The sequence below is a fragment of the Terasakiella sp. genome (assembly GCF_048267425.1).
Classification (GTDB): domain Bacteria; phylum Pseudomonadota; class Alphaproteobacteria; order Rhodospirillales; family Terasakiellaceae; genus Terasakiella.
Genome location: NZ_JBLWXN010000006.1, coordinates 189,837 through 201,338, shown reverse-complemented (window position 1 = coordinate 201,338; position 11,502 = coordinate 189,837). Strand labels below are relative to the sequence as shown.

Genomic DNA, 11,502 nt, shown 5'->3' with positions numbered 1-11,502 from the left:
CACACCAACTGCTGAGGTGTGGAGATGAGTGGCCTGTCACGTGTCGATTTTTACCCTCGTGATTGGCTTGCCGATACCCGTGGGCTGAGCCATGCCGCGAAGGGCTGTTATATCGATATCCTGTCCGTCATTTACAATCAGGGGGAGGCCATCCCTTATGATGAAGATTACCTTTGCCAGCTTCTCGGGTTCAAACAAATTCGATCCATGCGCAAGGTTGTACAGGAATTATTCGACACTGAGAAATTGCAAATTATTGATGGTAAAATTGTCAATAATCGCGCCTTGGAAGAGATCGAAAAAGCAAATTTCAATATAGAAAACGGAAGAAAAGGCGGAAAAAAACAACAAAAAAACACGAAAAAAACATCAAAAAATGTTCAAAAAAACGGAAATTTATCTGATGTTTCAGAGGGTGGAAATGAGGAAAAACAATCACTTAACACAAAGCCTCCTTCTCCCTCTCCTTCTCCTATGGTTAATGGTAGTGGTAAACCACCACCATTAGCGCGCGACAAAACTCAAAACGAAATCTCAAATTTACAGGATGAGGTTATGCAGATCGTTCAACCGATTGCAAATGACAAACTCCGAACAGCTTTCATCCGAGGTGATCAGTCCCAACTCGCCATCGTCCCATCGTGGCTGCAAGCTGGTCCCAGCCCAGCACAGATCATCGAGGTTATCCGGTTTGAGGTCGAAAAGCTTTCCTCCCAAGGCAAAGCCGTCTCAAGCCTGAACTATTTCCAAAACCCGATTGAGCGAATTACCCAGAACGGTCCCAACCCGTCTGCGTCTCCCACGTCGCAGGGTAAAGGCTTGCTAGGACACCTCGCAGACTACGAGGAAAACCGCAAACTGAGGATGGGCGAATGAGCAATATCACCAAACTCCCAACGCACAACAGCGCCTTAGCCATTCAGGCAATGCGCGACCATAGAGCAGACCTAATGGCTGAAAATGGGGCCTTACCCCGTGTGGACGAAAACACAAAACTTGTTCCACTGGAAGCTTGTCGGGCCATCGTTGAAAAAATTGACGATGAATACCAACCGGCTGGCGAAGGGGAGCATACAACCAATGCCGTCGCCTTCCTGCTTGGCGGTTATCCGCAATCTTCGAAATCTGCCGAAGGGATGGAAAATCCAAAAATCTACATGGCCCATGTTGTGAGAGTTTTTGCGAAATACCCCGCAACCCTTCACACCAAAGCAACCAACGAGATCCTTGATCGGCACAAGTTCAAACCGGCTATTGCTGAGATTACGCAGGTATTTGAGGAGCTGGTGGGTAAGTGGACCTATGCGCAGATCATTGCCAGAAAGCATATCCGCGAACACGAGCGCCGCCAGAAGGAAGCTGAACGCGAGGCCGTACTCGCGAAAGACCGGAAAATCCGTGACGAACATATAACTGAAATGCGCGAAAAATACGGTGATGCGTCCGTTGGATACGTCGAGAAAATTCAAGGTAAGGGTGGGCCTCGGAAGGTCAAAGAAGAGGACGCTGTGGACTTGCAAAGCTTTGGGCATGACCGGGCGGAGCTGGATCGAAAAGCGGCTGAGTTATTAAGCGGCATAAGCCGTTAACCATTTTAAACCCCTTGCACGTTCGTCGGACGGGTCAAAGGGGGAGGAGAGAATTTGATGGATTTGAGAGAGTTGAAGCAAATTGCGATTGAGCAGGACCGTTTGTACCGTGAGTCTTGCATGGAAAAACGAGACCTGCCTGAGCTAGTTAGTCAGTGGGAGTATGCCGTCCATGTTATGCCAATGCAGATGGTTGCACTGGTGGATCACGTGACGGAACTTGAAAACCGCGTCAATGGCATGGAGACAGAGAACGCGGAACTTCGGGAAGCCCTGAAGGATGTGCTTTTGCAGTTCAAACGAATGACTGATGGGGATGCGCCGCTTTGGGACGCTGACAATGATCCTGAATACGATCGCCTGATGGCTTTGACTGTACGGAAGGGGAAAGGAGATGAGTAAAATCGAATGGACGGATAAGACATGGAATCCCATCGCGGGCTGCGCGGTTGTTAGTGAGGGGTGTAAAAATTGTTACGCGATTAATCAGGCCATGCGCAACGCTGCAATGGGGTGTGACAAGTACGTCGGCACGACCCGTAAATCCGGTACGAAACACGTTTGGACGGGGAAAATCAATTTTGATGAAAAAGCGTTGCTTGCGCCCCTGAAACGCAAAACACCAACCCGTTATTTTGTCAATTCTATGAGTGATTTGTTCCACGAGAATGTACCTGACGAGTGGATTGATAAGATTTTTGCAGTGATGGCCTTGTGCCCGCAGCACACGTTTCAGGTTTTGACCAAGCGTCCTGAGCGGATGCGGGAATTCTATCAAAACCCGGCGCGTGATGATCTTATCACTTGGGCACAAGCTGAATTTACAAAACGTTTTCAATCGCAAACGGTTTCTCTGCCTAACGTCTGGCTCGGTGTATCGATCGAGGATCAGGCAACAGCAAACGAGCGTATCCCGCTGTTGTTGGATACGCCTGCCGCTGTGCGGTGGGTTAGTGCGGAGCCGTTGTTGGGTCCTGTAATTTTTGGGTCGGTTGACATACATGGTATTGGCAAGGTCTACCGCGAGAAAGTTATAGATCATCTTGATTGGGTCGTTGTCGGTGGCGAAAGCGGCCCCGGCGCGCGTCCTATGCATCCAGAATGGGCTGATGAATTACGTGGGCAGTGCGAGATGTCCGGCGTTCCGTTCTTGTTCAAGCAATGGGGCGAGTGGGCACCCTATGATCGAGGGCAAATAGATCAAGGTGCGCTCGTGAGTTACGGGGCAACTTGGCGTCCGTTGATTAAAATTGGCAAGAAACTTGCGGGCCGTTTGATGCATGGCAAAACATTTGACCAATACCCGGAGGCAGGTCAATGACCCGCACAGAACGCATCGAACTCCTAGAACGCGCCGGGGCCCTCCTCGTTGCTGAGGCCTGTGGCGAACCCGTATCGAAGGAAGATTTTAAACCGTACAAGATCATTATTGCCGAGTGTGTTCTTAAGCACTTGCCCGAGTTGGAGAGGAAGTTGTGATAGACGTAATGGACGACCTCTATAGGGATTATTTCTTCACTCTCTCAACTATCTTCTCAATGATCTGGATAGGTGCTCCATCATCGTATGACCTTGGGTGGCTGGATAGGGTGAAAAGCGGTTTTAATATTAAATCACGTTCTTCTGGACTTAGGGCGTTATTTTTATCTGCAACAAGCGACAAATATGTTTTAACCATTGTTTTTCGCTCAGCGGCATCTATTGATATATCTCTGTATTTATATGCTTGCTGTATGAGTATTCGCAATAGCCAGATAAACAACAGAGTTGGAAGGATATTGGGAATCAAGCTTGTCCAATTTACTATAGCGCCTAGCTTCGAAAGGTTTGCTGCAGTGTCTACCTTCGAAAGGTTTTCTATAAAGTTTGCTATAGTTTCTAAGTTCGAAAGCTTAGGTGAGATGAGGGTTATTATTGATAATGAGATTGCTATAGTGCCTAGAATAAACCCAAGGAATGCAAAATTTGCAGATTTCTCTCTATCTTCCCAATGCGCCCCCATCGATCCAATCTTTTTTAACTCATCAGAAAAATTCGTAAGAGCTTCTAACGCGTTTGATGTTTCAGCGACATCATTTTGCAAACGTTTTATTGCCTCGTTTTGCTCCGCAATTGAGTTGCTATTTCCTATCTTTATTTCATTCGAAATATTTCGTAAATAATCTATTCCTTTAACAGTATTATCAGCAAAGTTTGTAAAGATAAAATGTCCAACGCTGTCTTTTGTTAGCGCAGGGCAATTACTGTCACAGGAGATCGGTTTATCTTCATCTTCGTAATATGCCGCTCTGAGGGATATTAAATCATTTTGAAGGTTATCGAGGGTAGACCCCAGCTTAAACTCTGCAGAGTTTTTCATTTCGTCATTCCTTTTCACTACGGTTTAATAAATAAAATGGGGCTTGCCCCTTCAATTGTATCCGTCTTAATCGACCCGTCTGGAAACTCCATGCTGTAAATTCCCGTTCTAAAGGTAGTTGAGAGGTGGCAAAGGTGCATCGTGTGGGTTGATGTGCGAACAATGCTTAATCGGCCCATAGCGTCAGGAGAAATGGATTTAACGGGCAATGAAACGATGAGCGCCCCCCTGATTAGAGGTGCTTCCTTCACATGATAGGCCACAGCATCTTGCGGGAGGGGTGGCAACTCTGCCGAAATATTTTCCGGTGTAACGTCCGTAACGCGCCCATTCTTTTCGATGGTGCCGACAAGCTGGATTTGCTGCACAGGTGGTGGTGTTACGGGGATGCCGATTTGCCTGAGCAGTTCGTCAACGGACCATTCAAGGTACTGCGCGGCTATAGGAATCTCGTTTAGCTGCAACTTCCTTTTGCCGTGTTTAAGCATCAAAGTGATATTGGCTTTATCGACGTTTATCGCACGCCCAAAGCCTGCTTGATCTTTGCCATGCAGCTCCTTAAGCCGCTGGCGGATCGCTTCATAATTCAACATTGGTCAACGCCTTTGTTTTTGTTTTTTACAACTTTCACCCTCTTTGGGGCATTGTCAATTGCAACAATGATGGGTATATTCACAACTGTCAACGCCGACGAGGACGCGGTTTTCGTCAGACAAAACAACTTAACCCTTAACTTTCTTCGGATTGTTGAGGGTTTCTTTTTTGTTCAATAGTTGGTATTTTAACAACTGATAGATTGTTTTTGTTGTCCAAAATTATGCAGGAAATGGATGAGCGAGATCACGGAAAAGAAAAAAGAGAAGTTCTTTAAGGTGCTATCGACTGGTGCCAGCGTGACGAAAGCTGCTCGGCTGGCGAGGATTTCCCGCGCCTATGTCTATGTCTTGCGCGAAACGGATGCGGAGTTCGCAAGGCTTTGGGATGAGGCAATCGAAGAGGGCACGGACACACTAGAGGACACGGCCCTAAAGTTTGCCAATAAGGGTGACAGTTCCTTGATCAAGTTTTTACTTGGGGCGCGTCGCCCTGATCAGTACCGGGAACGCAAGGATATTAATCTGAGCGGTTCGCTTTGCTTTGCTGATTTGCTTGATGATCTGGAAGGGGCTGCTAATGGCTCTAAATCTGACAGTTGAGCAAAAAAAGAAGTTGTTCGCGCTTCGAGATGATTATAAATTTTTTGCAAGGTCTTGCCTGCGTATTCGCACAAAATCGGGCCTTGTTGTCCCTTTTTCGTTAAATAAAGCGCAGCAATATATTCACGATAAACTTGAAGGCCAGCGGAACAAAAAGGGGAGTGTTCGCGCACTTATCCTTAAGGGGCGGCAACAGGGTTGCTCCACATACGTTGAGGGGCGGTTCTTTTGGAGAACGTTTGTCAGTAAAGGGTTGCGGGCCTTTATCCTGTCGCACGAGGCAGACAGCGCAGCGGCGTTGTTCACAATGGCAAAACGCTATTATGAAGAATGCCCAGCCCCTTTACGGCCTCGCGCATCGACTTCAAACAAACAAGAGCTCGTATTTGCGGACAATGATTGTTCATACCGTGTTGCCACCGCCGGGAACGAAGGTGCAGGGCGTGGCGAAACGATCCAGCTTTTCCACGGCTCAGAGGTTGCCTTTTGGAAGAATGGTGAAGAGATTGCAGCGGGCGCATTGCAGGCCGTGCCAAATGAGCCGGGAACGGAGATCATTCTTGAATCTACGGCGAACGGCATGGGGAATTATTTCCACCAACAGTGGAAGTTGGCAGAGAAAGGCGACAGCGCATTTATTGCAATCTTTGTTCCTTGGTTCTGGCAAGATGAATACTCCATGCAGGTCCCCGAGGATTTTAGCCTCACGCCTGATGAAGTCGATTATCAAACGGTGCATGGCGTTAGCCTTGAGCATATGGTTTGGAGGCGCTTCAAGGTCGCTGAACTGGGTATAAATAAATTCCGGCAGGAATACCCCGCAACAGCAGCGGAGGCGTTTGAGACCTCGGCGGAAGACGCCATGATGCCGCCAGAGATTATTATGAAGGCGCGCAAAGGCGTTGTGCAGCGTCCTTATGGGCCAATAATCGGTGGTCTTGACCCTGCTGGTGATGGCGTTAAGGGGGATCGGACGGTTATTGCTATTCGCCAAGGTCGCCAGTTTCACAAGTATTCTGTCAAGCGTGGGCTTGATACTATGGAGGTCGTTGGATGGGCTGGGCGTGTCTTCAAAGAGTGGGGCTTGCAAAAGCTTTTTGTAGATAATATTGGCATTGGCGCAGGCGTTTATGACCGTATGCGAGAGCTTGGTTATGACGTAACCAACGTGAATGCGGGTGTGGTGGCTGATAATGAGCGCAAGTATGTCAACAAGCGTGCGGAAATGTGGGGCGAGCTTGCGGACTGGCTGCATGACAGCCCTGTTTCCATCCCTGATGAAGATGAAGTGCAAGCCGATCTTACAACGGCAATCCGGCTTTATGACAGCAACTCGCGCTTTAAGCTTTTAGGTAAAAAAGAGATCAGAAAGCAATTCGGTTTCTCCCCTGATATTGGTGAGGCGCTCGCCTTAACGTTTGCCTACCCCGTCGCCTTTGACCATGAGGGCAACTTCGCCAATGAAGACGTTGAAACAGAAGATTTTGAAAACAGCAACCCTTGGATGAGAGGTTAAACTATGTGCATGAGCAAACCTAGCACGCCGACACCGCCCGCACCGCCGCCCGCACCGCCCGAGCCGCCGAAAGACACAAACCCGGAAGTGAAACAGGCGCGTGATGATGAAAAGAAACGCCTGCAAATGATGGCGGGTCGCTCTTCAACAATCGCCACCAGTGCCCGTGGCTTGGAATCTCAAGCAACCACTTTGAAAAAGAAGTTGGGGGAATGATGCAATGAAACCGCCAAGCGGAATTAAGAGACACGTTAAACGGAATAATAAGCTGATTTCTCTCTATGGTCCGCATAAGGCGATGTGGAAAGATTTAGCAGAGTACTGCATGCCGTTTCGCGGGAACTTTGTGGGCGATGAGAACTTAACAACCCGCCGCAATACAAAGAACCTCAACAACACGGCCTTGCTCGCCGTGCGTATTATGGCCTCAGGTATGCGGGCAGGCATGACCGACCCGTCGCGCCCTTGGTTCCGTTTAATGCCAAGTGACCCGGACATGCGGAAGTACGAGCCGGTTAAAAAATACCTGTGGACCGTCGAGCAGGCCATGTTTGATATCTTCAACAAGACAGGCCTCTATCGCAACCTTCATGCTGTTTACACCGAGCTCGCGGTGTTTGGTACGTCGGTTATGATGCAGTTTGACAGTTTTGATAACGTCACCCGGTTCAACACGCTGACAGCGGGGGATTATCGGATTGCGGTTGACCATGAAGGCAAGGTCAATACCCTTTATCGCGATGCTGATTTAACTGTTGAACAGGCTGTTGGCTTTTATGGTCTTGATAGGGTATCTGCAACCGTCAAGCGGATGTACGATAATGGGGATTATGACGAGAACGTTAAAATCATCCATGCGGTTGAGCCGAACAGGGATCGCAACAAGCAAAGCAAGCTATCGAAGAACAAGGCGTTTTCATCGGTGCATTTCGAAGCGGAAAGTAACGATAGCAAATACCTGCGTCAATCCGGGTTTGATCGTTTCCCGGCATACGGCCCACGTTGGGAAGTTGTAGGGACAAAAGATGTCTATGGCGTTGCGCCAAGTTTCTATGCCCTTGGCGATGCTGCTGCTTTGCAGGGTAAGGAACTTGAGAAAGACAAGGGACTTATTAAATCCCTGAACCCACCGTTGAAGGCCAGCGGGGGACTTAAGAAAGCACGTATATCCGGCATCCCCGGTAAGGTAAGCTATCTTTCAGATGGTGCGGGTAAGGACATTTTGGAGCCGATCTATCAGGTTTCGCCTGAAATGGCAGGTATCATCAACGATATTATGCGAACAGAGGACCGGATCAGAGAGGCCTTTTATGTCAATTTGTTTATGATGATGTTGTCTTCTGATCGCCGCCAGATCACCGCGACGGAAGTTGTGGAGCGCCACGAAGAAAAATTGACTATGCTTGGTCCGGTTCTGACGCAATTCCGCGATGATCTTCTGGAGCCTTTAATTGACAACACCTTTGCCCGCATGCTGGCGGCTGGAATCTTACCGCCACCACCACCTGAGTTGGCAGGGCAAGAACTGGAACTGGATTTAATCTCTGTTCTGGCGATGGCGCAGAAGCAGGTCGAGATCGAGACGATTGAGGACACATTACAGTTTGCAGGCACCGTGGCACAACTCAACCCGAGCATTCTTGATCGTATTAATGTTGACGGGGCGATTGATCGCTTTGGCGAGCTGCGCAATGTTCCCCCAGGTATCATCACGCCAATGGAAGAAGCGCAGGCCCAACGTGACGCAAAAGCACAAGCTGCCCAGATGCAAGCGCTGCAAGCACAAGCTGGTCAGGCCATTGAAGGGGCAAAGATGCTTTCTGAAACATCAACGGGCGGCGGAAATCTGCTTGATGCTGCATTGGGAGGCATGAAAATCTAATGGACCTGTACGAAAAAGAAAAGATTGAGGCCGAAGAACAAAGGCGGCTTGAAGCTGAAAATAAGCAAAAGAATTTCAATGATCTTCGAGTTGTGATAAATACAACTGGTGGAAGGCGCTATATTTGGAGACTGCTTGAACGCTTTCATTTCCTTGATGCGCGCAATGCAGTGCAGACAGAACATAGCGAACTCTTTATATTTGAAGGTATGCGAAGCTGCGCAACGGATATTTTTAATGATGTGATGGAATTGAGCGCACACGATCAAAAGAATTACTTTGCGCAGATGGTTGTAGAAAATCAAACTTTAGGAAACTCTGACGATGAAGACGATGACAAAACCGATTGATGATTATGACCCGCGTTGGCCTGAGTGGAACGCCATGAACCCGAAAGAACTGCGTTCCGTTGGTGCCGATGTCCCTGATGGTGACGGCGGTGGCGATGAACCGGCAGCGGTAGAAGGTGGCGAAGCGCCCGCCGATGATGGCGCGACAGAAAGCAACACCGAAGAAAAGCCAGCCGAGGGAGACGCTCCCAAGGGCGAAGATGAAGACGACGGCGATAAGCTAGAAGGCTACCCTGAAAATGGCTATGAAGATTTCAGCATGCCTGATGGTATGGATCTGGACAAAGACGCCCTTGCTGCGGTCGAACCATTCCTGAAAGACAACAACATGAGCCAAGCAAAGGCACAGCAGCTTGTTGATGTCTATGCGGGGCTTGTCCAGAAGCAACAAGAAGCGGTCCTTTCTCAGTGGAATGAAACGCAAACAAAGTGGACGGAAGAGTCCACGAAAGCCGGTTTATTTGAAGGCGAGGCTCAGGCCTCCATCAAGGCTGGCTTTGACGCCTACGAGGGCGGCACAGAATTTCAGGAAGTTCTTGGACAGTACTTCCTCGATAAGAATCCAGCGGTGCGCAAGTTCCTGCATGCCGTTGGTAAGTCGGTGCAAGATGATACCGACACACCAACACCTGACCCAACCATGAAGGGCGCAGAAAGCCCTGAAGACATTATGTATCCCGATTAATCTTAAAGAGGAGTAAGGCCAAATGGCAGTTAAAGGGAATACTTATCTGACGCTCGCGGATGTCTATAAGCGTTCAGATAAAGACAAGATGGTTGCCACCATTATTGAAATGTTGGCGGAAACCAATGAAATCTTGCAGGATATGATTGTGGATGAGTGCAACAACGGCACGAAACACAAAACAACTGTTCGTACAGGTTTGCCGTCCGCAACATGGGGCCGCTTGTACAAGGGTGTACAGCCCAGTAAATCAACCACCAAACAGGTTGAAGACACAACCGGCTATGTGGAAGCTCTTTCCGAAGTTGACAAAAAACTTGTTGAATTATCAAAAGACCCGAAAGGCTTGCGCCTGTCCGAAGCAAGCGCGTTCTTGGAAGCTCTCAATCAGGAAATGGCGGAAACGTTGTGGTATGGCGACACAGCCGTTGATCCTGACAAGTTTATGGGGTTTGCCCCGCGCTTTAACGACCTGAATGCGGAAAGCGGCAAGCAAATTGTCGATGCGGGCGGTACCGGATCGGATAATACATCCATTTACATTGTGGTATGGGGCAAACGTACCGTTCACGGCCTCTATCCTGAAAATGTAAAAGCTGGCATTGATCGTGAAGATTACGGCGAAGAAAGCAAGACAATGGAAGATAGTTCCATCTTACGCGTTCTTCGTGAAAAATTCACATGGCACAACGGCCTTTCTGTGCGTGACTATCGCTACGTTGTCCGCATTGCCAACATTGATGTTTCTGACCTTTCCGAAGACGGCACAACAGGCGCGAACCTGTTCCGTTTAATGGTTAAGGCATACTGGAAACTGCAACAACGCAAAGTGACCGGTGGCAAGGCTGCGATTTATGCCAACAGCACAATCCTTGAATATCTGGATCACCAGTCACGCGAAGCCAACAACAAGGTTCACCTGCATTGGCAAGAAGCTGGTCCCGATAGCGAGCCTGTTTTGCACTTCCGCAAAATCCCGGTTCGTGAATGTGATGCAATCTTGAACACTGAGGCGCGCGTCGTTTAGGCGGCGCTCCCTCCTTTTTCTCAGGTAGAAGGAATTAAACAATGATCTTAGATGAAGAAAACCTCTTCTCAGATAAGCAGGCCGTCACAGTAACGGCAGGTTCGACCAATGTAATCGATCTTGGCGTTAAGCGCGATATTGGCAAAGGTACACCGATCCCTTTGTTGATCCAGTGTACCGAAGATGCCGCTGCGGTCGGAGCTGCAACCGTCAAGTTTTCCGTGCGTATTTCGGACAATTCAGACATGAGCAGCTCGAAGACTGTGATTGAAACGGGTGCTATCCCCAAGGCCGACTTGGTTGCGGGTTATCAAGTGCCGATCAGTTACATCCCGCTTGGCACGGAAGGCCGTTACGTTGACGTCTATTACACGGTCGCAACAGGGCCTCTAACGGCTGGCAAGTTTACGGCTGGTATTACGGCAGGAAACCAAACCAACGTGTAACGGCGTTGGTTTATGGCTTAATTTCATAAGGAAAGCGTTGAGATGTACATAGTGACAGCGACACAAAAAGGCTACTACGCCAATAAGATCATCCAAGAAGGTGCAAGTTTCCAGATTAAGGAAATTTCGGACTTTTCTTCTAATTGGATGGCAACAGAAGACAAAGACCTGCTTGCGGCCTTGGAAAGTAACGGCAAGTGTAAAGCCTCGCCCGATCTTGGCTTGGATGCAGAATCCGCAGCAGCAGAAATCGCCCTCCTTGAAGATAAGGTGGGTGAACTCACAACCATTAACGAAGAAGCCGAAGCGCAAAATCTTGATCTGAAAAAGCAGATTGAGGCAGTGGAAGCCGAAAACGAGAAGCTAAAAAAGCAACTCACTGCCCAAAAAGGCGAAGTGACCAAGTTGCAAAACCAGCTTGCCGCCAAAGAAGGCAAGTAACCGATAGAGCG

The 11,502-nt window shown here is 48.6% G+C and carries 15 protein-coding genes; 13 read left to right on the top strand and 2 right to left on the bottom strand.

Features of this window, described 5'->3' with window-relative positions; translation table 11 throughout:
* The first annotated feature begins 24 nt into the window (after positions 1-24).
* From ACN0VA_RS11415 to ACN0VA_RS11400, 4 genes are read left to right on the top strand one after another with little or no spacing between them, the layout of a single operon-like run.
* Positions 25-876: a DUF1376 domain-containing protein gene (locus ACN0VA_RS11415; RefSeq protein WP_417821277.1), complete on the top strand. Its 852-nt coding sequence runs from the start codon at positions 25-27 to the stop codon at positions 874-876.
* Positions 873-1,589 carry a hypothetical protein gene (locus ACN0VA_RS11410; protein WP_417821276.1) on the top strand — a complete coding sequence of 239 codons (717 nt, stop codon included), beginning with the start codon at positions 873-875 and terminating at the stop codon, positions 1,587-1,589. Before ACN0VA_RS11415 ends, ACN0VA_RS11410 begins: the two co-directional genes overlap by 4 nt.
* A 57-nt stretch (positions 1,590-1,646) precedes the next feature.
* On the top strand, positions 1,647-1,991 hold the full coding sequence (locus tag ACN0VA_RS11405; protein WP_417821275.1) for a hypothetical protein: 345 nt from the start codon (positions 1,647-1,649) through the stop codon (positions 1,989-1,991).
* On the top strand, positions 1,984-2,910 hold the full coding sequence (locus ACN0VA_RS11400; RefSeq protein WP_417821274.1) for a phage Gp37/Gp68 family protein: 927 nt from the start codon (positions 1,984-1,986) through the stop codon (positions 2,908-2,910). Before ACN0VA_RS11405 ends, ACN0VA_RS11400 begins: the two co-directional genes overlap by 8 nt.
* A 186-nt stretch (positions 2,911-3,096) precedes the next feature.
* On the opposite strand, the gene ACN0VA_RS11395 is transcribed toward ACN0VA_RS11400, so the two are convergent.
* Positions 3,097-3,948: a hypothetical protein gene (locus ACN0VA_RS11395; protein ID WP_417821273.1), complete on the bottom strand. Its 852-nt coding sequence runs from the start codon at positions 3,946-3,948 to the stop codon at positions 3,097-3,099.
* Between the two features lie 17 nt (positions 3,949-3,965).
* Complete coding sequence (locus ACN0VA_RS11390; RefSeq protein ID WP_417821272.1) at positions 3,966-4,541, bottom strand: hypothetical protein; 576 nt, start codon at positions 4,539-4,541, stop codon at positions 3,966-3,968.
* Positions 4,542-4,778: 237 nt separating this feature from the next.
* Here ACN0VA_RS11390 and ACN0VA_RS11385 point away from each other — a divergent pair, with 237 nt between their 5' ends.
* From ACN0VA_RS11385 to ACN0VA_RS11345, 9 genes are read left to right on the top strand one after another with little or no spacing between them, the layout of a single operon-like run.
* Positions 4,779-5,144, top strand: a complete 366-nt coding sequence (locus ACN0VA_RS11385; protein WP_417821271.1) for a hypothetical protein — start codon at positions 4,779-4,781, stop codon at positions 5,142-5,144.
* Positions 5,101-6,660, top strand: a complete 1,560-nt coding sequence (locus ACN0VA_RS11380) for a hypothetical protein (RefSeq protein ID WP_417821270.1) — start codon at positions 5,101-5,103, stop codon at positions 6,658-6,660. Before ACN0VA_RS11385 ends, ACN0VA_RS11380 begins: the two co-directional genes overlap by 44 nt.
* A gap of 9 nt (positions 6,661-6,669) precedes the next feature.
* Entirely contained in the window at positions 6,670-6,876 is a 207-nt protein-coding gene (locus tag ACN0VA_RS11375) for a hypothetical protein (protein ID WP_417821269.1), read from the top strand.
* A gap of 4 nt (positions 6,877-6,880) precedes the next feature.
* Positions 6,881-8,542 (top strand): portal protein, encoded by a 1,662-nt coding sequence (locus ACN0VA_RS11370; protein WP_417821268.1) that lies wholly within the window; start codon positions 6,881-6,883, stop codon positions 8,540-8,542.
* Positions 8,542-8,892: a hypothetical protein gene (locus ACN0VA_RS11365; protein ID WP_417821267.1), complete on the top strand. Its 351-nt coding sequence runs from the start codon at positions 8,542-8,544 to the stop codon at positions 8,890-8,892. Before ACN0VA_RS11370 ends, ACN0VA_RS11365 begins: the two co-directional genes overlap by 1 nt.
* Positions 8,867-9,577: a hypothetical protein gene (locus ACN0VA_RS11360; RefSeq protein ID WP_417821266.1), complete on the top strand. Its 711-nt coding sequence runs from the start codon at positions 8,867-8,869 to the stop codon at positions 9,575-9,577. The genes ACN0VA_RS11365 and ACN0VA_RS11360 overlap by 26 nt, the downstream gene beginning before the upstream one ends.
* A 22-nt stretch (positions 9,578-9,599) precedes the next feature.
* Positions 9,600-10,604: a major capsid protein gene (locus ACN0VA_RS11355; protein ID WP_417821265.1), complete on the top strand. Its 1,005-nt coding sequence runs from the start codon at positions 9,600-9,602 to the stop codon at positions 10,602-10,604.
* A 41-nt stretch (positions 10,605-10,645) separates the two neighbouring features.
* On the top strand, positions 10,646-11,050 hold the full coding sequence (locus ACN0VA_RS11350) for a Bbp16 family capsid cement protein (RefSeq protein WP_417821264.1): 405 nt from the start codon (positions 10,646-10,648) through the stop codon (positions 11,048-11,050).
* Positions 11,051-11,092: 42 nt separating this feature from the next.
* Positions 11,093-11,491, top strand: a complete 399-nt coding sequence (locus ACN0VA_RS11345) for a hypothetical protein (protein WP_417821263.1) — start codon at positions 11,093-11,095, stop codon at positions 11,489-11,491.
* Positions 11,492-11,502 lie beyond the last annotated feature (11 nt).